The sequence below is a fragment of the Cryobacterium sp. Hb1 genome (assembly GCF_004403585.1).
GTDB lineage: Bacteria > Actinomycetota > Actinomycetes > Actinomycetales > Microbacteriaceae > Cryobacterium > Cryobacterium lyxosi.
This window is the reverse complement of record NZ_SOHI01000039.1, coordinates 14,635-35,659: the sequence shown is the minus strand read 5'-3', so window position 1 is coordinate 35,659 and position 21,025 is coordinate 14,635. Positions and strand designations below refer to the sequence as shown.

General features: G+C 58.3%; 24 protein-coding genes. 14 read left to right on the top strand and 10 right to left on the bottom strand.

Going from position 1 to position 21,025, the window contains the following annotated elements:
- The first annotated feature begins 112 nt into the window (after positions 1–112).
- Positions 113–259 carry a hypothetical protein gene (locus tag E3T38_RS16820; protein WP_166805552.1) on the top strand — a complete coding sequence of 49 codons (147 nt, stop codon included), beginning with the start codon at positions 113–115 and terminating at the stop codon, positions 257–259.
- A gap of 344 nt (positions 260–603) precedes the next feature.
- Here E3T38_RS16820 and E3T38_RS16280 read toward each other — a convergent pair whose 3' ends face one another.
- On the bottom strand, positions 604–1,422 hold the full coding sequence (locus E3T38_RS16280; RefSeq protein ID WP_134549148.1) for a hypothetical protein: 819 nt from the start codon (positions 1,420–1,422) through the stop codon (positions 604–606).
- Between the two features lie 317 nt (positions 1,423–1,739).
- On the opposite strand from E3T38_RS16280, the gene E3T38_RS16275 reads away from it, so the two are divergent.
- From E3T38_RS16275 to E3T38_RS16255, 5 genes are all read left to right on the top strand, one after another.
- A complete protein-coding gene (locus E3T38_RS16275) occupies positions 1,740–2,126 on the top strand; it encodes a sulfate permease (protein WP_241984527.1) in 387 nt (128 codons plus the stop codon).
- Positions 2,127–2,204: 78 nt separating this feature from the next.
- Positions 2,205–2,471, top strand: coding sequence for a hypothetical protein (locus E3T38_RS16270; RefSeq protein WP_134549147.1), 267 nt, complete (start codon positions 2,205–2,207; stop codon positions 2,469–2,471).
- 8 nt (positions 2,472–2,479) lie between these two features.
- Positions 2,480–3,709: a hypothetical protein gene (locus tag E3T38_RS16265; RefSeq protein WP_134549146.1), complete on the top strand. Its 1,230-nt coding sequence runs from the start codon at positions 2,480–2,482 to the stop codon at positions 3,707–3,709.
- Between the two features lie 390 nt (positions 3,710–4,099).
- Positions 4,100–4,390, top strand: a complete 291-nt coding sequence (locus tag E3T38_RS16260; protein WP_134549145.1) for a hypothetical protein — start codon at positions 4,100–4,102, stop codon at positions 4,388–4,390.
- A complete protein-coding gene (locus tag E3T38_RS16255) occupies positions 4,387–4,596 on the top strand; it encodes a hypothetical protein (RefSeq protein ID WP_166805551.1) in 210 nt (69 codons plus the stop codon). The genes E3T38_RS16260 and E3T38_RS16255 overlap by 4 nt, the downstream gene beginning before the upstream one ends.
- 226 nt (positions 4,597–4,822) lie before the next feature.
- On the opposite strand, the gene E3T38_RS16250 is transcribed toward E3T38_RS16255, so the two are convergent.
- A complete protein-coding gene (locus E3T38_RS16250; protein WP_134549143.1) occupies positions 4,823–5,011 on the bottom strand; it encodes a hypothetical protein in 189 nt (62 codons plus the stop codon).
- Between the two features lie 131 nt (positions 5,012–5,142).
- Here E3T38_RS16250 and E3T38_RS16245 point away from each other — a divergent pair, with 131 nt between their 5' ends.
- The gene (locus E3T38_RS16245) at positions 5,143–5,787 is read left to right on the top strand and encodes a hypothetical protein (RefSeq protein ID WP_134549142.1); all 645 of its coding nucleotides are present in this window, start codon (positions 5,143–5,145) and stop codon (positions 5,785–5,787) included.
- A gap of 440 nt (positions 5,788–6,227) precedes the next feature.
- Here E3T38_RS16245 and E3T38_RS16240 read toward each other — a convergent pair whose 3' ends face one another.
- Positions 6,228–7,121 carry a GIY-YIG nuclease family protein gene (locus tag E3T38_RS16240; protein ID WP_134549141.1) on the bottom strand — a complete coding sequence of 298 codons (894 nt, stop codon included), beginning with the start codon at positions 7,119–7,121 and terminating at the stop codon, positions 6,228–6,230.
- A gap of 116 nt (positions 7,122–7,237) precedes the next feature.
- On the bottom strand, positions 7,238–7,753 hold the full coding sequence (locus tag E3T38_RS16235; RefSeq protein ID WP_134549140.1) for a hypothetical protein: 516 nt from the start codon (positions 7,751–7,753) through the stop codon (positions 7,238–7,240).
- 449 nt (positions 7,754–8,202) lie between these two features.
- Between E3T38_RS16235 and E3T38_RS16230 the strand changes: the two genes are divergently transcribed.
- Complete coding sequence (locus E3T38_RS16230; protein WP_134549139.1) at positions 8,203–9,081, top strand: GIY-YIG nuclease family protein; 879 nt, start codon at positions 8,203–8,205, stop codon at positions 9,079–9,081.
- A 622-nt stretch (positions 9,082–9,703) separates the two neighbouring features.
- On the top strand, positions 9,704–10,264 hold the full coding sequence (locus tag E3T38_RS16225; RefSeq protein ID WP_134549138.1) for a recombinase family protein: 561 nt from the start codon (positions 9,704–9,706) through the stop codon (positions 10,262–10,264).
- 25 nt (positions 10,265–10,289) lie between these two features.
- On the opposite strand, the gene E3T38_RS16220 is transcribed toward E3T38_RS16225, so the two are convergent.
- Positions 10,290–11,156, bottom strand: coding sequence for a DNA/RNA non-specific endonuclease (locus tag E3T38_RS16220; protein ID WP_134549137.1), 867 nt, complete (start codon positions 11,154–11,156; stop codon positions 10,290–10,292).
- Positions 11,157–11,687: 531 nt separating this feature from the next.
- On the opposite strand from E3T38_RS16220, the gene E3T38_RS16215 reads away from it, so the two are divergent.
- Positions 11,688–12,425 carry a GAF and ANTAR domain-containing protein gene (locus tag E3T38_RS16215; RefSeq protein ID WP_370449056.1) on the top strand — a complete coding sequence of 246 codons (738 nt, stop codon included), beginning with the start codon at positions 11,688–11,690 and terminating at the stop codon, positions 12,423–12,425.
- A gap of 613 nt (positions 12,426–13,038) precedes the next feature.
- On the opposite strand, the gene E3T38_RS16210 is transcribed toward E3T38_RS16215, so the two are convergent.
- Entirely contained in the window at positions 13,039–13,272 is a 234-nt protein-coding gene (locus tag E3T38_RS16210) for a hypothetical protein (protein WP_370449055.1), read from the bottom strand.
- A 445-nt stretch (positions 13,273–13,717) separates the two neighbouring features.
- Between E3T38_RS16210 and E3T38_RS17575 the strand changes: the two genes are divergently transcribed.
- Positions 13,718–13,969 carry a hypothetical protein gene (locus E3T38_RS17575; RefSeq protein ID WP_134549135.1) on the top strand — a complete coding sequence of 84 codons (252 nt, stop codon included), beginning with the start codon at positions 13,718–13,720 and terminating at the stop codon, positions 13,967–13,969.
- A 386-nt stretch (positions 13,970–14,355) separates the two neighbouring features.
- Here the strand turns inward: E3T38_RS17575 and E3T38_RS16200 are convergent, their stop codons facing one another.
- Together E3T38_RS16200 and E3T38_RS16815 are read right to left on the bottom strand one after the other, a co-directional pair.
- Positions 14,356–15,963 carry a multicopper oxidase family protein gene (locus E3T38_RS16200; RefSeq protein ID WP_134549134.1) on the bottom strand — a complete coding sequence of 536 codons (1,608 nt, stop codon included), beginning with the start codon at positions 15,961–15,963 and terminating at the stop codon, positions 14,356–14,358.
- 160 nt (positions 15,964–16,123) lie between these two features.
- Entirely contained in the window at positions 16,124–16,294 is a 171-nt protein-coding gene (locus E3T38_RS16815) for a hypothetical protein (RefSeq protein WP_166805550.1), read from the bottom strand.
- Positions 16,295–16,927: 633 nt separating this feature from the next.
- Here E3T38_RS16815 and E3T38_RS16195 point away from each other — a divergent pair.
- Positions 16,928–17,260 (top strand): hypothetical protein, encoded by a 333-nt coding sequence (locus tag E3T38_RS16195; protein WP_134549133.1) that lies wholly within the window; start codon positions 16,928–16,930, stop codon positions 17,258–17,260.
- A 194-nt stretch (positions 17,261–17,454) separates the two neighbouring features.
- Here the strand turns inward: E3T38_RS16195 and E3T38_RS16190 are convergent, their stop codons facing one another.
- Positions 17,455–18,171: a hypothetical protein gene (locus E3T38_RS16190; protein ID WP_134549132.1), complete on the bottom strand. Its 717-nt coding sequence runs from the start codon at positions 18,169–18,171 to the stop codon at positions 17,455–17,457.
- A gap of 346 nt (positions 18,172–18,517) precedes the next feature.
- On the opposite strand from E3T38_RS16190, the gene E3T38_RS16185 reads away from it, so the two are divergent.
- The gene (locus E3T38_RS16185) at positions 18,518–19,639 is read left to right on the top strand and encodes an aromatic acid exporter family protein (RefSeq protein ID WP_134549131.1); all 1,122 of its coding nucleotides are present in this window, start codon (positions 18,518–18,520) and stop codon (positions 19,637–19,639) included.
- A 115-nt stretch (positions 19,640–19,754) separates the two neighbouring features.
- A complete protein-coding gene (locus E3T38_RS16810) occupies positions 19,755–19,913 on the top strand; it encodes a hypothetical protein (RefSeq protein WP_166805549.1) in 159 nt (52 codons plus the stop codon).
- Positions 19,914–20,154: 241 nt separating this feature from the next.
- Here E3T38_RS16810 and E3T38_RS16180 read toward each other — a convergent pair whose 3' ends face one another.
- The gene (locus tag E3T38_RS16180; protein WP_134549130.1) at positions 20,155–20,964 is read right to left on the bottom strand and encodes an aminoglycoside 6-adenylyltransferase; all 810 of its coding nucleotides are present in this window, start codon (positions 20,962–20,964) and stop codon (positions 20,155–20,157) included.
- Positions 20,965–21,025: the final 61 nt, after the last annotated feature.

The following is a 21,025-nucleotide window of genomic DNA, read 5'->3' as shown; positions in this document are numbered from 1 at the left end:
CTCACCCCTCAGGGCTCACGCCGGAGCGCTCTATGTGCACACGCTGACGCCCGTATCGCCAGTGGCAGTCTCAGGCAGTGCTGGATGGTGGATTATTGCGTAGCTTGCGAAATTGATTCCTCGCTTTCCGGACGTCGTCGAAAAGTTCGTCAAACTGCGCGACGACTACTGCGAGTCCACCGATGTCCTCGGTTGCGCGGTGGTGTACCCGGTACATTACGGCGGCTGGCTCCGTCAGATCGAGATAGAGCTCTGTTAGATGAGATCGATGACCTTCGTACCACATCTGCTGTTCGTGGTGTCCGTTAGCGAGGGAGACAACTGTGAGGTAACCATCGGATGTCCTGAAATTAGTTATGCGAGTTGCTCCTTCTGAAATAGTTGTGCATGGGCGCGCCCAGTGGTGCCCTCAACAGAATCACCGCGAAGGGATGCTCAGTCCGAGCGCAGACTTCGTCGTGAAACGAGCCTTCCGTGCTAAGTCTGCAAGAACCTAATTCGTACACGAAGAAGCGTGTCCCCTTAATGGCGATTCCTTTTCGCCTCACGACCTGTTGTTACCTCACGCTTCTAGGATTGATAGATGCGTGCGCACGTCGGCATTTATCTAAAAAACTCGCGAACTTTTCGGCTGTCGATCCAGCTGTTCCCGGAATAGGCTGAGAAATTCGCTTCAAGTAATTTGATAATTGTCTCTAAGAGGGGCAGGTCCCACACACTTGCGTAAGTCGAAACTCGATATTCCCATGGATGTTCTCTCTCGAATACACCACGGTCGGAAAGATCAAGTGCCACACGAGCGAGTTCACGGGTTTCAAGTCCTGCGGTGCGCAGGAGAGAGAAGTGCATGTTTCCTGATTGCACCTGTGATTTTCTCAACCCGAATCTTTGACTGGTTCGGGGCTGCTCTAGCGAAACCGTTGATGCAAAGCCGACAATCACTTCGGGTCTACCAAGTTTGGAGCACCATCCAGAATAGGTCTGGCCGAAATAGACTTGACCAAATGCGCGAACTAAATCTCGCGCGCATATCAGAGTCTCGCTTTCCTGAAAAAGCTTCGGCACTTTCCATCTCTCGAAGGGCGGTAAGTCATTCAAGTGAGCAACAATCAGACTCTCGGTGCCCAAGTTGAACGCCAAAATTGGCTTTTCGGAAATCTCGAAATATGTTCCGCTTTTTCGATGCCTCTCCGCTGCTTTCTGCGCGGATCGCAGGTTAGTAAATATTGGCTCGGATGAACTGTATTGGTTCAGCATGGTGCTGTGCCAAGCGTTTCGTCTCTGGGTTAGCAGATACCCAACTGATTGACGAATGGAAATGGGGCGGAGTAGCAGAAGCAAATCATCGCGAGGAATTAGGACAGGAGTTATTAGCACAAACCCAAACTCCTGAAGCTCGACCGTATTTTCGTGGTCATACAAAGATCCTTTGAATCGATTCTACGTTTATCTAGATTCCACCACAGAAATGACCGGAGTGCATGACGGCCATTAATCGCAACCGACACACGCAGATCGCTGTTCAGGGAGGGCTGGAGTGTTCTCGCGCGACTCTCTGAACGGAAAGGGGGCGGGGATGAAGGGTAAGCGCTTCGCAACGAAGCGCGTGGTACTTTCGCCTCCGAGCATCCGGTCCTACAGTGTTGGTAGGCAACCTCTATTGCGCGCTGTCGCTCGGTGCGGCGGTATGACTTTCAGTCCTTCAGGTTCTTGTTGCCGAACATCTGAAAGGCCGCACCATGTTCGCACTCACTCTGGCCGACACTGCCCCCACCTACTTCTTCCTGCGCCGGTTCATGCCGACCGCCATCGTGACCGACGCGATCAATACTCGACGGGGGCTGAAGTGGGGCGTGCCGGCGATGCTGCTCGCCGTTCCATATGCGCTTGCAGCCATCTCCTGCCGAGCCCAGATCGAAGCTGGCGGGCCTGGTTGGCTGAACCTGCTCGTTATTCTGTGTCTTTGGAATAACCTGAAGCTCCTTCTGATCGGGCCGATCAGCCTGCTGAAGTTGATGGCGGTTTGCGTTCGCGAAGCCGTGGCACGCTGTCGCATGACCAGGGCGCTTCCCGCCGACGACGTCGAGCACTTCGACGAGCCCACACTCGTTTCGAGGCACGGCTAGCGGCACGTCTGGGCTGGCGTACCTGTTGACAACGGCATGATTGGCTCACACACAGGTCCGCCCACAGGAGGCTTCACTATGACGATCCCGCAGGAGCAGTTCGACGATCTGCTCAGCCGCACCGCGCTGGCTGCGCTGTTCTACTATCCGGAGGTCGCCGTCGACAGTGAGGGCCCCAATCTGCAGAACGACATCGCCTACTGTCTGGAGCCCGTCGCCGGGATCACCGACGAGGACGCCGAGCGGCTTCGCGTTGCGGTCGGGCGTGTGATCACGAATCCGACCGCACATCGCTCGGAACTCCTTGCCCTGGTCATCGAGCTGGCCCCACCGCCGGCAGTGTAGCTACGATCATGAACGACCCATCTGAGGAAGCCGGCGCTGCGCGGGAGGCGCCGGCGGAGCATCCGTCTGTTGATGATGCGGCCGAGAGGCGGCGCCAGTATGTGGCGGCGAACCGCGACCGGATCCGCGAGCTGAATCGTCTCTGGCGGGCGAACCACCTCGACCGGGCCCGGGAGTTAAATCGGGATTCGATGCGTCGGGCCGCGGCTCGCCGGCATCGTGAGGCGGAGGTGCGGGCGCGGGGGAGGGAGCGGGCGAAGCGGTGGAGGGTGGAGCATCCGGAGCGCCGGCGTGAGTATCAGCAGCGGTGGGTGGCGGAGAATCGCGAGAAGGTGCGCGAGTACTACAACCGCTACTACGACGCTCACCGCGACGAGGTGAATGCCCGGGCTGCTGCCAAGCGGGATGCGGACCCGGAGCGTACGAAGCAGATTACGCGGCAGTGGGCCGAGCGCAACAAAGAGCGCCGGGCCGAGCTGCAACGCAACCGGCGCAGCGATCCGGAGGTCTATCAGGCCGAGCTGGAGGCCAACGCCGCGGCGAAACGGCTCAAGCGCAGCCTGAGCCGGGCAGATCTCCCGCCGAAACGAATTCACGTTGCGACAGCGGCTGAGCGCCGGGCCAACGAGCGCGAGGCTGATGCATACTTCAACGACCCGGCACGGTCCGAGCATCTGCGGCAGTTCACCGTGTTTGCCGAATCGCTGACCGAGCACATACTCAAAAACGGTGCTCGGATGCGCGAGTTCGCCGACGCCTACGGGGAGACCAGAGCACGTATGGGACTCCCGCCCATGCTGGTGGAGGACGTCGTGTACGCCCGGGCCGTCGAGATCGTCTCAGAGCGGATGCGCCGGGTCGACTTGCTGACCGGCCGCGACGTCGCCGCGGCCGTGCGGAGCACGAAGGCCGCGGCCGTGCGTGAGGAGCGACGGCGGCAGTTTGAGAATCTCGTGAAGATGGTTGTGAACGATGTGGGCCGAAATCGAGATCGGTATTACTCCGACTCGGAATTTGAGAATAGAGCGAGGATGAACCGCGGAATGGCCCGTGTGCCCATCGAGTCGCTGGTCGTGCGCCTCGCCTTGCAGAACGTCGTCCAGCGTGTGCCCACCGATAGGCTCACGGCCGACGTCGCTCGGGATGCAGCCCGCATCGCGAAGCTTTACGTTGCGGCCCCCTCCCACTCAACAGAAGCGCCGGTCGACGATCGGGCCAAACGGCGGTCGCTACGTTAGCGAGATTTGGGCAGTGCCCCCTGCCGTCACTAGAAAGAAAGCAGTTGGAAATCCTGGACGATTCAAGCTGAGTGCAGGTGACGTCTGGCTTTAGAGATCCCAAAGTGCTCGCTGTGCTCGGAATCGGGGTGGCAATGACTCTCGGCATCACCGCCTTCGTAGCCGGTCGGAAAAGACAGATCGCAGCACCTGATCTGCCAAAGAGCATTCAGCATTACGACGCTGTGCTGCACGGCGAAGCTTGCTGAGGCTAACGGCATCGAGATCGGACGCTTAGACGCGCTACCAGCCGATGCTGCTGACAAATCGATTTCCAGCCTAAGGCGTTTTTTGAAAATCCAGAAGCGGATAATCGATGGCGTAGCTGAGCAACGACGATACCGTTGACTCATGCCGGATGACTTTTCCCACCAAAGCTTGCGGGAGCTGCTCGCTATTCACATCGCGGTCCTAGAAGAGATTCAAGATCGGGGGCTCTCACGCACTCGCGGCTCACTTGTCGGCGAACTCGCGGAGCGCATTGCTGTCACTGCTTATGGTGGTGAGTTGGTGACGGCCGGGCTGAAATCTATCGACCTGATTGACGATCGCGGCAGAACGATTCAGGTCAAAGCCCGGGCGCTGAAGTTAGGTGTAAATCGTATTTACGCTTTTTCGAGTTCGAGATTCTCGTGGCGGTGATGTTTAACCTCGACACGTTTGAAATCGAATGGGCACGTCAACTTACCTCCGCAGAAGCGTCCCAGATTGCTCGTTTCCGTGTCCCGAGCAACGACTATGCCATTTCGACGGGAAAGGTCAAGCGCTCGGGCGTCGACATCACCGTGAAGTTGAAAGCGGCTTACGACCTGATGGACAGGCCTACATTCGGTCCTCGCTTCAATTAATTGTTGGCGCGTGAATCACCCACACATGGCAAATCATTGACGGTCACACACCCACCGATCACAGAGGAGCCGAAATTCTTTAACTTAGGGGCCGATACACGCGGGTTTTGCATGCCACTGATCGGGCGTTACGGAACGGATCCGAGCTGCCCAAGGTGAGCGGCGGCGAGGGTCAGACGCTTGTGCTACGTGGGCTCAGTTGAGTCCCTCGCGAACAACATGAATATTAGACGTCGCCCGCATCGCCTTCGATAAATCCGAGCCCACCATAGGCGGGGCACTCTCCAGGCTCGGTAACTTGTTCATCCCAGCTGACGCGGATATCAACTTTGCCTGATCCTTCGCAGCCATCGCATTCGAACCAGTATTCGTCTGGGTCATCTCCCGGGCCATCGATGTTGACGCGCTTGCCCATCAGTTCTCTTTTCCCAGTCGGTCCCTGGCGCCATCCGAGACGAGACTGTCTCTTGAGCGGTGTTTTCGCCCCGACTTCAGGCGGTGGTCGCGGTCTGCTGGCCGCGAGATGGCGGTCGTAGACTGCCCACCATGGAACTGATTCTGGGTAAGGGCGGAAAGCCGTTCGACCAATTCATCAATGCTGCCGAAGGCTTTTGGCTCCCGGCGGATACTCCCTTTGGAAACTTTCAAAGCAAGCTCTTCAAGATATTCGAGCGCCTCGGGCACGCAAATCGGCGTCTGGAGGAAAGCGCCGCAAACTGGAGTGTTTTTGTGGCGCTGGATCAGCCCGGGGGCAACAACCCGGGCGCCGCGCACAAGTACGCCACAGAAGAGGCCGTGTTCATGATTCGGCGGGCCGCAGATGAATTGGTCTCCTTGGTGTGGATTCTCCATGAACGTCTAGCCCGCGGGACCTACCCTGAACGAGTCAACGTCGATTCAGTAGGCGGTGCAATCAACTTCGATAATTCGCTTTTCAAGCAGCACCTGGCGACGCTTACTTTGCTCAATAATGTCGCCAACGCTCAGAAACACTCTTTCGTAGATTCCGACCTTCATATCTTGGGCCGGGACGAACCGTGCGTGACTGCCCTTGGATTGAAATCCAACTCTCTTAACAATGTCCCTGTGCTCTACGTGGTGTCCCTGGACGGCCTCACACGCGACTTCAATGCCTTTCTGCTCGGCAGCCTTGGTTACGTGCGGACGGCGTCGGAGCAACTGCGCGACTGAATGTTATGGCCGACGCGGAATTAGCCAAGGCGATGAGGTCAATGGGCGCTTAGGCAGGCAGGTCAACAGCGGGTGGCCGCACCGTTGCCGCGAGGTCCAGCCCCGGCAGCACGCGCTGGAAGGACTCACGGTCACGACGCTCGGAGTGCCGCCCGCGAATCTTTACATTGCGGCCTCCTGCAAGCACCACGAGCATCGGTGGACGATCGGATTCACGGACGGACGGACGGTCGTTCCGGAAAGTGATCTGGGCACGGCCCGTGCCTAAACAGGAAAGGAAACGGCAAGAAATCCGGGACGGCTCAGTGTGCCGTCGTTTGGTCGAGAGCACTGATTCTTGGGACTTCGCCGGGGACGGGGCGGGGTTTCCCCGAGGGTGGCGACGGTGCCAGCTAGGTCACTATGGACAGCGATATCGAGTAGCCCGCAGCCGTGCGGCGCTAGTTGGCATTCAGTCCATTTTCGCGGCTGTTGAGTGCCTTCTTCCAGAATGCTTCGCGCTGCAGGATCGTGTCGCCGTGGGTCTTCTTGTCGAAGATTTCGAGAATGGAGTACTGGAAGTGGTTCACGATGTGTTCCGGTCCCCGCTCCTTTAGGAGTGCCTCGAGTTTGATGTTCCCGCCGGTGAGCTTGTTGACATTCGCGTAGGCGGTCCATCTCTGCCATAAACCGTCTGCCTCTCCGGATGCTGACCCGACGTAGAGGAGTCCGTCGCTGGTGTCCGTAATCACGTAGAGGAGTCCGTCGCTGGTGTCCGTAATCACGTAGACCGCTTTGATGTTCGACAGTGCGTTTCGCCAGGATGGCTCAGCATTCTTGATGATGCGCTGCATCTCGCTGTGGCGAAGGAGCACGTTCTGGTAGCCGGGGAACGCTCCTAGTTTTGTGTCGGGTGCGAGCTCATAGATGATCGGTTTGATGAGGCTTTTTTGCAGCGTCTCATACCAACGCAGGTAGGACTGACCCGGCGGAATGTCGAGCTTCACAATTAACCGCCTGATGTACTCTGAATGCTGAAGCATCGGCGTGAGGACGTAACCGGAGTCCTTGTTAATCTTGGGAACGACGAGCCGTGTCTCGAAGAGGCCGCCGAATATGAAGAAGTTGGGCCCATAGAGCGGGTATTGGGCAAATGCTAGTACGAAGTCTGCCTCGTCCAGATTATTGTTCGAGTTCCCCTCTGCGCGATATCTAGTCATGTTTAGCCAGGGCTCTTGGTCTTCGCTTTGCAAAAGCTCCCATGCGGGAACGCCATCTGCGCCGGCTCTGATGTTGAACTTGACTTTCGTGCGCGCGGGATCGGGGACAGGAAGAAAATCAGAAAAATTGATCATGCTTACTCCGGGGTGTCTCAGTTGGGACTGCTGCAGGTTTGGTTGTCTCGGTTCTCGAGGTCGCTAGTGTGACGCGAACTCAAGTCGCCGAGGTCAGTATTGCCGGACTGAAATTACTAGTTCGTCACGACTCCAGTAGTGGAATCGAATGTCACGACGGTACCGGTTGCATCATCAGTGATGATGAGGCGGAAATTGTCCTCGCTTGTGGTCCGGGTGTACGTCGCTGTCGTGCCAGCGGGAATGCGAGCGAGCATATTCCCCTCTGCTGTCGACACCATGTTTTCCGAGTCGATGAAGAGGGCGGCTGGCCACGCTTGACCGGGGGTCCTCAGGCTTTCGAGGACAAACGCAATCGTGCCAGCGGCCATTTGCATGTCTGAATGAGTCTCCTCTGAGGTCGGGGCAGCCGCGGCCAGCGGTGTCGTGGCTAGGGGCGCAGCTGCTGGCGCCGCTGATGCTGCGTTCGCCTGTGGCGGGGTATCCGGCGTGGAGACGACCGGCTCAATGAGGCTGGCCAGCGAAGCGACGCTGGGCATCGGAGGAACGGCGTTTGGCGCGAAGAAGAACGCCAGACTCCATACGGACAAAAGCGTTCCGGCGGTTCCGAGAATGACACCGATGAGTGGCAATAGCCGGTTCGTCGCCCGGCCTTCCCGGCGGAGCTGAGTTGCTCGGATGGCAAGGAAGAGTGCTGTGACCCCTGCGGTAGTGAATGCGAATCCGCGGAACCCTGTGCTGACGTCAGGATGCGCGGGAGGGATGAGGGTGGCGAAGAGTCCGAGAGCGACAGCAATCAGGCCGGTTACGTTGCTCGATTGGGTGCGTGGTCGAGTGGCGGTGGTTGTCCGCGGTGACCCTGTGCTTACTCTGGCACCCGGTTCGTCCCAATACCCCGGCGGGTTTCAATCTCTAGGACCGTGCCCCATGTCGATCCCCCCCCCTGCTGGCTCGAACGAGCGCTCACAGCGCTACCAGCCACTTCGAACGTTCTTCTGGCCACCGAACTGGTGAAAGCTGATCGCCAACCCGCGATGGCGGACCATGGATTCATGAAAGTGTCACGGCTACTGTCATACATATGAGCGACTTTCGGTCCGACCCTGATCCACAGCAAATGCCGCGACACGACGAAAGTTCGGAGTTGTTGTCCGATGAGGTGGCGGCCGCTCCGTCGCCGAGAGACGAAATTCGTGAACTCATCGCTACCAATGAGGGTCGTCTCGGAGATGTTTACCGCCTTCTCGAGGAAGGGCTGTCTGCTGAGAGAATTGCTGAACGGCTAAATATCGCAACCCAGAATTTCGTCTACACCTACCGCTATCAGATCGACGCCGCCCTTGATGGTAAGACCACTTCTGGCGCCGTCCTACGACGCCAGGCAGTCAGTGCCCTGAACAGCTTAAAGAAGCGCGGTCGAGGCGTCTTGTCACCTGAGGCCTTCAGACTCCTCCAAGCGAATATTAGTGCGGTGGAGAGTGGTGGCACCGAGATCGATCCAGCTGCAGAAGCCGAAGCCGACATCCATGAGGAGCAATCCGCGACCCTCACTTTGGCGGAGCTCACCGGACTGCCAGGCATCTACGCGTTTTCCTACGGGTGGTATCTAGAGAGCCTGGTAGATCCCGATCGAGGCAACACACTTATCAAGGTCGGCCAGGCCGCCGACGTTGCCTCTCGAATCCGACAACATTCGAGTGGTGCGCGTACCCACATGCCTGAGCCGCTCGCTCTCATACGCGTCTATTCGACCGGCACGAGAAGGCTCTTGGAAGTGGAACACACATTTCACGACCTGCTAGAAAGTGCCGGACATGCCAACCCGCGACGAAGCGGCAAGTCCAGTCGCGAGGTTGGCAAAGAGTGGTTCCTAACCAATGAGGACTTCCTGGACAGTATTGCCAAGGCCCTCGGCCTGAGGACGCTCTACATAGGGCGGTCAGAATTCGCAGGGGAATAGATTGGATCACGCGTACAAGAGCCGTCGGAAGTTCAGTCGCCACGGTGGTCCGACGATGGACACTTGACTCGCGCACGCTTATTCACCGTTTATTGCCCCGAGACCCACCGAAATGGGCCGAGGTGTTGAAATAGTGGTGACGACATCTCACCACATGAATCTCCTGATCAGATCGAGATAAGTCGAGACCAACCGAGGTAACAGCTTGTACCTAGTGCCCTCGGAGGGATCCATGGCGCAGACCGTGGGCTGCGAGACACACTGACGAGACAGATCGACCATGCACGATTGTGGAGAGCGCGGCAGAACGCATTCCGTCCAGTGACCGGGATCGGGGCATCATTGTCCAAGGGCGACGGATGAGTCGGTGTGTCTCGAAACGTGTGTTTTTTACTGGCGTTACCTTTTTTGTAGGCAAGGACGGATGCGAGACATTTAGAAGCGTCAATGGGGAAGCTGAAAGCGTCGAAGCAAGCAACGAAGTGTCAATTTGGCGTGTACCCCAACTAGGCGTCAGGCGTCCTGATCAAATATTGTCAGGACAGGGCCAAATTCTGATTGGTGGACACCCCTCGTGGCCGGGTCTTAGACTTCAATCTGACAAAACAGGTAGGAGGAACTCATGGCGGGTCAACGAGTTGGATATGTGCGAGTGAGCACTCTTGATCAGAACACCATCCGTCAGCTTGCTGGCGTTGAGGTTGACCGGGTGTTTGAGGATAAGGCGTCGGGGAAGGATCAGAACCGGCCCGAGCTCGAGGAGATGATTCGGTTCGTCCGAGACGGCGATATCGTTCTCGTGCATTCCATGGACCGCTTGGCCCGCAACTTGGATGACCTTCGCGAGATCGTGCGCCGGCTCACTGCGAAGAAAGTTCGGGTTGAGTTCGTGAAAGAGCAGCTCTCTTTCACCGGCGACGACAATGCAATGGCACACCTGCTTTTGAACGTCATGGGAGCGTTTGCTGAGTTTGAGCGATCTTTGATCCGTGAACGTCAACGCGAGGGCATTGCCCTGGCGAAGAAGCGTGGCGTCTACCGTGGTCGTACCCCGTCGCTGGACATGGCCCGCGCGGCTGAGCTGCGCGCGAAGGCTGCTGCTGGCGTGCCGAAGGCTGTGCTTGCGCGGGAGTTTGGGATCAGCCGCGAAACCGTCTATGTTTACCTCCGCGCCAGGGATTAAGCGGGCGGAAGAGGATTCGGTGTGGTTAGAGGTGGATTCCTGCGGTGTCGATCAGTTCGACCCAACGCGTTCGACGGTCGGTGTCTTGCCGGATAGCTGGGTCCTGGGCGTAGACGTCTGCGTCGGACAGGGCGGCTAGGTTGAGCCCGGTGAGGTTGACGATGTCGACGATGGGTACTTGGTAGGTGCGGTACGGTCCAAGCGGCGGGGGATTACCGTCGAGGAGGGATCGAGCGCGGACCGCGTCGAGGTCGATGTCTTCTAACTGTGGGCTTTGGTCGAGGACGAATCCGGCAGAGTGAGGAACAGTGGAGCCGTCCGCCGTCGTAGTCCATGCCGCGATCTTCCAGAACGCTTGCGGGATTTTCACACCGCGGTATGTCGGATCCTCGGCGGAGAGCACGGGGGCGGTGAAGACGCTGATGCGGTTACCGTTGGTGCGTGCGTAGGTGAGGACGTGGTCCTCGAGGCCGAGCCAGAGCTGTTTCGATTGGTTGAAGGGTCCAGCTTGGGGAGCGGCGTTGGTGTAGGCGAAAGTATCATAATTCGCTCGCCGGGCTGTTGCCTCATCGCCCCAGACTGGATCTCGGCGCCGGACGAGGTGTCCGCGGTCGAGGTCGTTTCTGGCGTAGACGCCCTCCCCGGTCTGTTCGTAGAGCGGTATCCGCGAGTCGAGGTGCCAGTCGTCGCCTCGGTCAACGGTAACGAGCTGATCCCCATCGATGTTGACGCCGGTCGCGACCGCGAGGCGCCGCGCGGGATCGAGAATCACGGTGAAATGTGTGTAGAGCAGTTCACGAATTAGAGTTCCAGTGGGAGGGACCGGGAGCGGCAGAGGAACTTCAAGGAAATCGGCGTTGTATCCAGCAGGAGAAAATGATGCGGCGTCCATGGTGATAGTCAAGCAGCCAGAGCCGACAGATGGGGTTTTCGAATTTATATGGCGACGTTAAGGGGGAGATTCCTGTTCGCTGGGGTCTTTTGCTGGCCACAGACGCGAGTGCCCGAACTGGGGGTATTGCTGTTCCTTATGGGTGACCGGGGTTGCCGCCGTCAAATTCAAGCGTGACCGTTTCTTTCGGACGAACGATTACGGTGTCTTTGACCATTCGGCATGCCCTGCTTACACCTTGAGTTTGTTCGTCGCCGGAGCCGGTTGCGCCTGCATCAGCGAGGGGACGGTCGCGTCGTCTCGGTCCGCCCCTTGTCGCACGCGCATTGGTCCGGCCGTATGGCTTCTACGGAGCATATTTTCGTATTTGTCAGGCACGGTTGAGTCCGGTGATCGCTGTTGTACGGGTGTGGGGGCCGGTTCTTGGCCGAAATGCGTGAAATCTGAATGTGCCCTGCGGCAGCGTGACCGTGCACTCTACCAAAACGCTGTGTTTTGGGGTCTGACCCGTTCACGCGAGGGGAGTTGAGGGTGACACTTGCACGCATGACGAGCATGGCGAGCATGTCCCGGGCCGCGCTGGTGAGCGGCGCTTTTGTTGAACTGGCTGATGCTCTTGTCGGAGAGTATGACGTGCTCGATCTGTTGCGTACCTTGGTCGATCAATGTGTTGTGTTGCTTGACGCCAGCGCAGCGGGCATACTTCTGGCCGACTCCCACGGCAACTTGCAGGTCCTGGCGTCCACCAGTGAGGAAAGCCACATCGTTGACGTCTTGCAGCGCGAAGCCGGAGCAGGTCCTTGCGTTGACGCGTATCGGTCCGGGAACGTTGTGACGTTGAGCGACATCGAAGCGGAGGAAGCCCGGTACCCTGATTTTCGAGTCGCTGCGCTGTCTCAGGGGTTCCATTCCGTTCATGCCATTCCGCTGCGTTTTCGCCCGCGTACCATCGGTTCTTTGAGTCTGTTCCGGCGGGAGAAAGGGGTGTTGAGTGATGAAGACGCCATCATCGGACAGGCGTTGGCTGATGTGGCGACCATTAGTCTCCTGCACGAACGCGCGGCTCGGGAGAGTGCGACGGTGAACGAGCAACTCCAGCGTGCGCTGAACAGTCGAGTCTTCATCGAGCAGGCCAAGGGTGTCATCGCCGAACGCAACAGCATCAATATGGATGAGGCATTCATTCGCCTTCGGGAACATGCTCGTTCGCATCAGGAGCCGATGCATACCAGTGCCGCGAATGTCATTGACAGCCGCATCATTATCTAGTGAGCTGCCGCGACCTATCGGTCCCCGTTCACCGACCAGATGACCATGCCGCCCTATCGGAGACGCCGCGCCACGCCCAGCCGGTAATGATCGTTTGCGCTCGACGAGCGCGCATCGTTGATTTTTACCGCGTGAGACCGGTTGGAACAGCGATATGCCACAGCGTGTGCGTCATTTCACGCCTGCCGACGTCGATGCTGCATTGGCAACTCGAACGCGGGCGCTAAGTGCGACGATCGCCCGGCGTACCAGCGCAATGACCGCTGAGGCTGGATTACGTAGGCTACGGCTCTCGAGATCCGCTCACGCCGGATCGCTCAGAGGGTCGATGGACTTTTTCGTGGCGGTGTTTATATGAAAATGTCTCCCATGTCGCCGAGTGAGAACGATTCGTGAGTTCGGCGCCCAGTTGCGCCGTCTGGCTGATCCCTCCGCGAATCGACGATGGCGTGTTGCCTGAGGCTCATTGAGCGTCGCTTTCGGTTACATAGGTGACGTCGGACACAACGTTGAGACATAAGAGACGCCCCATGCTCCACGCTCTCGCTGACCGGTACCTCTGGCTCAGGGAACGATGCGGTCTGGTCCTGCACCCAAGCGATGGCGCCTGCTGTCATGCGCGCGGCGGTGGCTCGGCGAGGATCTGCAGCCCGTGAGCCGAGTTGGCTGATAGCAACAGTATTTCGATCCAGTCGCGGTTGACCACCGGGCTCTTGCTGCCGAAGTACTTAAAGGCAAGAGAAATACCCGGATGCACCCAGACAGTACTGCGGCCTGCCCCAACGAAAGAGTCGTCACGCCACGAGAAATAAAACGCTTCCCCACGTCGCAGCTTGGTTCCGATCACGATCTGAATATGCGCGAGCAACCGATCCTCGAAATCGACGGTGGCACTCGAATCGTACGTAAATTTGCCCAAGATCCTGCCCTTGATCGGTCATCGTCATTGACAAGCGCAAGCCAAATCGCGAGAACTAAAAATTTCTTCCCCAGGCGTTCGTGTTAACACACTGGATCATCCGATGATAACGAGACAAACTCAGCAAGACCTCCAAATAGGAACGTTTTCACCCCAATTTTGGGCTTACTTTTTCCGGGTTAACATGCTGGCCAGCCGATCCTGATGCCAGGCGCGTGCTTGGCAGTCACATCGCACTTTGAGGCCTATCCGCGCATCATGAAAAGACACCGCGAACGCCTCTGAAACACCTGGCACGAATTTGCAGTCGATTCTTGTCGACCTGATCGCGCTGCATATGCGAGTCGATGAAATCGTCTGAACAATCGGCTGAATGCTTTCGGCCCTTGACCTGCAGCCCGACGGACACATTGAAACCGTCGCCGTGACCATGTACGTGCTGAACTTTTTCGCCGGCGAGGTTCTCACCACGGACGTGGTCAGCTTCATCACGGAACGCCTGAACCTCGTCGAGGCACCGTGCGGGCCGTGCATGATGACGTCGACGAGGACGATCCCACCAGCGCGGATATTTTGCACCTTTCATCGAGAAGTTGGAGCAGTACGCCTGGATGATCAGCGCTGAGAATCGGCAGCCGCAAGCGGCAGCGCTGAACTAAGCCCAGACCGCGACGGCTTCGATCTCAACGACCTGATCCGTGTTGTGACCAAGGACGACGACTGTCCGAAGCGTATTCGGTGCTTCATCCTTCCTCAGCGCCTCGCAAACGAATGCCTAAGCGGCCGGGGGTCCCTCTGATAAGAAGATGTGGCGAGAACGCGGGCGCGCAGAAGACCCTCCAGTTCTGCTCCGCGCGCCCCGATTCCTGGGCGAAGAAGAAGACCATTCTTTTTTAAGAACGCCCTGTCCATTTGACCCTGATGCGCTGGTCACGGGCGATTTGGACGTGGCAGAGTCCGCGCTCGCACCACGGTAGCCAACCTTCCGTCTCTGCCCGACTTGCAGCCCGGTCAGGCTAGTCCAGTGTCCCATTGTGCTGGGGCCGCTGTTATCGGATTGTTTGTGATGGTATCAACCGCGTCCTCGGGTCCAACCCGATATTGAACCATCATGTCGTGATCCTCATGCACGGTGTTGTGACAGTGAATCATGTACCGGCCACGATGTGGCCCGAATTTCATCAGGAGCTTCACGTTTTCATTCTCGCCGACGTAGACAACGTCTTTCGGACCCTTCTCATATGCGAATGGAGCCCGACCGTTCCGGCTGAGAATTTGAAAGTCGATCAGGTGTAGGTGCATGGGGTGAAACCAGCCGCCGGCGTTGTTGGCAAATTCCCAGACCTCTACCGAGTTCAGTTCTGGATTCGCCAGCACTTCACGGAAGTTGCTGGCAACGACTTGCTCCCACGTGCTGCCGTTCACGGTCCACAAACCGTTATTGCGGTTGACCCGGAAGGAGCGCTGGACCGTCGCTGCGGAAGGCTTGAGCGACATGACTTCGCAGGGGGCCAGTTGCACGGGAATCGTATTCCAGGTGGGATCGTTCGTGTTCACCGTGTCCGGAACGACGTCAAAAGCCATAATCGAATTCGTGAACTCGTAGTCGACGTTGTTTTTGTTAGACAGGTTGCGCAGCTCGATCCGTTGGCCCGGTGAGTATTTACGGAAATCGATGAGGATTTCATAGCGCTCGGCTGGCGCGTGGCGCCAGCTCGCCACGGACTGGGATACCGGCATCAGCCCGCCGTCGGTGGCGACCATCGTCACAGGATCACCCGTGCTGAGGGTCGGACGCAGTGACCGGGAAAGGCAGGCGTTGAGGACGCGGAACCGGTAAACGCGCTTTTTGACTTTCATGACCGGCCACGGCCTGCCGTTGACCAAAATCACGTCACCCCAGAGCCCGGAGTGGTCATTACTGTCATAACCAAGTGATCCGTCGACTGCGAACATGGCGTCATTGATGGTCAGGGCGACGTCGAATTCTCCCTGGGGAAGGAGCGCCCGTTCAAGCGGATCATGCATGTGGTATTGCGCGACTAGGCCGGAGTAGACGTTGAGCGCGGTGTTATGCACCGCATGATCGTGGTACCACACGGAGCGGGCCGCTTGAAAATTCGGGTACAAGTAGTCCTTGCGAAATCCCGGATTCGTAATGTCGTTTGCGTAGCCGTCGTATTGTGGCAGCGAGGCCGATCCATGCAGGTGCGTGGACGTGAACAGCGGATGACCGTCGAGCGGGTGCTTAGCGGGCAGCTGATTACGCACGCGCAGAACAGCTTTCGTTCCCTGATCGATGCTGATGGTGGGGCCAGGAAAAATACCGTTGTACGCAAGAATTGGCGTCTTCAGCCGGGGAAGAATAGCAGCGCTGGCCGCCACCTCCGCGACGGTGTAATACTGAACGGGCGCCCCGTCAACGGGATCAATACCCGTTCGATCCGGTCGCAATATGGGCGCCTGAACGAATGGTGTTTGAAAGGGCCTGGGTAATTCACTTGGATCAAGAGCGCTCGCAGCTCCTGCTTCCGCCTTCCGCAGGGGGAGTGTCAACAAACCCACTCCTACCGCTCCTACACCACCTAATAACAAAACTTGTCGCCGTGAAATAGTCATGCTGCTAATCCTTTTTTATGCTGTTGGATTAGGCACGGTATAACGCATCGGAGCGGGTGGATATGGATCTTTTCTTACAGAAGTGTGACGTCTGGATCCGGGGGAAAATCAGGCATTATGGCTGTTATCTGGTGCCAAGGCAATAGCTTCATCATGAAATTCAGATAACCAGGGTGGCCCGGATGGTTTCGCCCTGTGCGGCGGTCTGCCTGGCCGGGGACGACCATGGTGCCGTGGGAATCGTCAGGCCCAAACCCTCGATCGAGTACTGCCCAGCGGCAAATTTCAGGCCTTGAGACTCCAGCGCCGTCACCTCGGCGACCACCCTCACCCGGTGGATTACCGGGGAATATTTCCACGCAACTCCGGTGCAGGCTCGGCCAGCATCTAACCGTGACTCACCAATGAGGACCCGTCGATAATGCGCGCCACGCCCCCGTCAGCAGTGACCACAGATACTCCCAGCGGCGCGCGGAGCTCCGTCCTGCTGATGGAGAGAACAATGACCACTGCGACTCCGAGCAGCAATTGAAGAAACGAACTTACTGCCACCAGCCGGCGACGGTGCTATTGCCGCCGACCGAGAAGAGGACCAGTATTGCCAACAGTTTCAAGCGGTCAATGCAACGATTGCATAACATTACGAACGTATCGCCCAGGAATTCAGAATTTGTTACATAGTTTGTCAGACGGTCTGCGTGGTGCGAAAGATCAGCGCGCAAGCCACAGCGACGTGAATTAATCCTGTTCCGCGGATGCTGAAACCGTGGCTTCTTAGTCGCAGTGGTCATTGACGTTATCTCGACAGCTATGTGACCGATTTCTTGTCTATCAATTGTCTTGACATCTCCCATTGAGATCACATAGATTTTAAGCGCTGCCCTGGACCTTGTCAGTGGATTCAATTACCACGTCTAGGGAGTCCCTTGTCTACAGTTACTATTCGATCGTTCCGGCCCGCATCGTGACCGACGCCGAGACGGAGCCGCGTTTCCCGGAAAGCAGTATCGGCGGTCATCTGCTACTCGAACGGGTGGCCGCAGGTGACGCACTCGCCTTCGGCTCCTTGTATGACGCCTTCGTCGCCGACACCTACGCAATCTGCCTGAATAAGTGTGCAAACCCGTCACTGGCCGACAAAGCCATGGCAAAAACATGGATCTTCATATGGAGCCACGCCGCCGCCCTCAACGAACAGGCGGGTTCAACGAAATTCATCGTGCTGTCCACTGCCTGGACTGTCACCTCGCAGCGCGGCAAAAACTTCCCCCAGCTAAATACCCTTGAGACCCGTTAGGCCATTCGTCTTTCAGGCTAGGGCGCCGCGGTGGCAGTGCTGACAGACGCGGATCAAATGGGAAGGTAGCGTCCTTGTCCTGTTCGCGAAACGGTCTACGGGACACCGTTTACTCGATACTGAACACGCTATGTTGCGCGTGATTAGCGGTCCCCTGGACCGAACCGGCCGCTGATCAGGTTGTGTCGTCCTGGCTAGTTTGTGGATCGCTTCCAGGGGCTCACGCTTTCCAGCTGGACGTTCACGACGCTGGGACCAGCGAGAAGAGTGCCAACAGCCGTGAAGTCTTGCTGGGGGAGGATGCTGTCGGTCGGATCGACGCCATTGAACTGTCGAACGCTGACCCGCCCCGAGTTTAAGGACGAGAAGACGACCGGTTGCTCAGCGCCCGCATACAGATAGGCGTCGTAGCCGCCGGTGTCCGGCAGTGCGGGAAGCGCCGAAATCGGTGACACAGTAATAGACCAGTCACCCGCGCCGGCCTCAACGCCTATCCAGCCCGCGGGGCCAACGGTGGGGTCCAAGCCATAGGCCACGCTGGCGGAATCGCCCTGGTAATCCGCTGTTCCGGCTTCGTGGAAGGTACCGTCTTCCCCATAAACCTGCGCATAGGAGTCCTCATTGGCCCAGTGGCCGGGTGCCCACGTGATTGTGTAGAAGCCAGATTTAGCGTCGTCGGGAAAGACAATTTCATCAGCGCCATTGCCTGTGACGGTGAAGGCCTGGAACGTCCCGAATGTCTGGTCCGCCCACGCCTGAGCAGATTCCTGCGCAGTGGGTTGATCCGTTTGGGCAGGGGTCGAAGGGGCCGACGCTGATGAATCGGGTGCGACGGGTTGCTGTGCTTGGCAGCCTGACAAGACAACAGCCGTTGCGGTCGCTGCGGCCAATACGAATGTCACACGTTTCATAGGATCCCCTTGGTGTTTATCGTCGACTCCGCGTTGAGATGACGCCGTCGAACTGCATCTTGGCGAGCCACTGTTTCAGGTTGAGTTTTGCACTGCCCCAGCTCGATGGGCAATTCGACAGCTGCGGTCGCGTGTGCGAGGTCTAGGCGTGGGCCCTGGCCCGGACGCAGGCTCTTCAACGCGCGCCGTGACCTTCGCCTGCGGCCCGAACGAACAGCGAGGCCCGCAAAAGGAACGATGACCGGGCAACTCAAACGGAGTGCACTGCCTGGAAATTCCCCGGTTCGGTCGGTACGGTAACGAAGCAACGAACACCCGGTGGGCACGGTGATCGAATGGAACAATCATGACAGGCACCACGCTGGCACCAGTTATACACACGGCATGGCAGCTGAAATCGCAGATAACCAGGTCGCGCATGCTGCAGGCCGGCAAGGCCGCAGTAGCCGTCGGCATTTCATGGTCAATCGCTCCGTACTTGCCCGGGGTCGCCGACAACTACCCCTACTACGCACCTCTCGGTGCCCTCGTGAGCATGTATCCCACGCTCATGGGTTCGGTTCGGAATGCTCTGCAGACCCTCGGCAGTCTCGCAGTCGGAATTGTGCTCGCCGCGGCTGTGCTCGTCTTCAGCCAGCCGAACGTGGTGACGATTTCGGTCGCCGTCGGCATCGGCGCGCTGATCGCCGCGACAGGGTGGTTCGGCAACAACCGCGAATACATACCCGTGACGGTCTTGTTCGTGCTGATCGTGGGTGGGCCCGATGCCGACTCTTACTCCATCGGCTATGCCGTGCAAATCAGCCTCGGCATCGTCATCGGGCTCCTGATCAACATGTTGGTCTTTCCCGCGCTGAACCTCAATGCCGTGGGCCAGAACCTCTCGAACTATCGCTCGGCGCTGGCCGATCACCTATCCGAGGTCGCCGAAGCCCTGGCCGAGAACTGGCCACCGGAGCGGGATGGCTGGGCGTCGCGCAAAGACTCGCTCATCAAACTTTCTAGCGGGCTGCGAACTGCGCTGCAGCAGGCCGACGAAAGCCGCAAAGTCAATCCGCGGGCTCGAATCCACCGCCACCGAGACCTGAGCGCCGACTACGAGGACCTTGCTGCGCTCGAAACCATCGCCTTTCATGTGAGGGATCTCACGGAGGTACTGGCCGGGGCAATGTGGGGCACCCCGATCAAGGTACAACTGAGAGAGGACTTGCGCCCGTCGGTGAGCCTGGCGCTTGACGCGATGGCTGCGGCGCTGCGTGATTGGGATTCAGGAAATACGGATCTGACGGCGCACTCCGCTGCCGCGGATGCGCTTGCGTCCCTCATGGCCGAGCTTGACAACATAGAGGACTCCACTCCGGCGACGTCGATGGGCGCCGCGATATCCATCGCGATGGATATCGCCCGAGCGCTCGCAGCCCTACTCTCCCGCCTCGAAGGTCCGGCGACTGATGACTCGTTGCGATGATCTGACGCCAGGGCATTTTGACTTTCGCATCGTTCCCTGGCTAAATTCGGCGAAGCATTTATTGCCGCAGACCCCGGTAGCGTCGCTGTTTCTCACCACGCTAAGAGAGCATTAGATGAATATTTTCGTCATCGTCGTCATCGTCGCCATTATCTTGCTGCTGGTCGGTGGTTTCGTTCAGGCCTTGCAGTTCCTGCTCTGGGTAGGCGCCGTCCTCCTGGTCATCGCAGTCATCGCATGGGCTATCCGCAGCCTGTCGGGCCGCAGCCGCTGACGCGTGTGGCCGACAAGGTCGAGCGGGAGGACGAGGCGGCCGAAACCCCACGCCAAGAATTACGGCGGACAACACACAGCTACGGCCATCCGCAATAGCCCCGCGTGGGTTCGCATTTGGGAAAGGTATTTGGGACCGAAGAGGTGGCCTCGATCGCGGTCAATAGAGTCTCCTCGCGTCCCATTCCACGTTCGACGAATTCATCCCTTCGTCGCGACGACCGCTGGAATTCGCCGATCCTCTAGCGGGCATCCGGATGCATGGCGAGGATGACTTCGACCTCGCGGTGGACGCTTTCGTGGTTGAAAGACCGGAAACCAAGGCCGTCCGCGATATATCTGCCAAGCCTGGCGAACAAGGCGATCGAAGCGCGCAAAGCCTTGGCAGAGTCCACGACGTCGAAATGTGCCCAGCACTGTTCAAGCGCTTGCTGCACGTCGGCGTCCATCCACTGCCGCATGCGGGACCCCAGGAAGCGCACGTCGTAGTCAAGACCGTGGCGCACGTAATGATCCCACTCGATGAAGGTCAGTAGTGACGCTTTCAGGTCTCTGTCTCGAATCTTGTTTGACCATGGCTCGTTTCGGACGATTGCCTTCGCGCACATCAGTGCAGCCGCGTACCCCCAGTTCAGTCGCTCCTGAAATGCCGCTTCGTCGGGCAATGACGACCTCACCGCGGCCACGTGCAGTGAGCCGGAAAGACCGTCTTTATCCACGAGGAAGGTGAAAGGCCGCTCATGGCGGATCATCGAAAGCGCGTCAGCCCTGATGACGGTCAGGTCCAGCTTGCCCCCGATGTAGTAAACCAAGCGGGCCGGGTGCCAACCGGGGGTTGCCAAGCGTTCGACAACGAGCACCTCCCCAAGTTGATCCCACCAGGAATCGTCTGCAAGGAGCGGTGTCGGATCCGTGGCATAGATCTCAATATCGCGATCCGACAAGGGATGCGTCTCGTGCGCGGCTGCGGAACCAGTCATCACCATCGCGCGCACGTTCTCGCTGTTCTGCGCCCATGCGATCAGCGTGTCGATTGCGTTGTCGTACTCCACGCTTTCAGCTTTCCACAGAGTACGCACCCAGCAGCGCCGGCCGCCCGTAAGCCGAACGCCC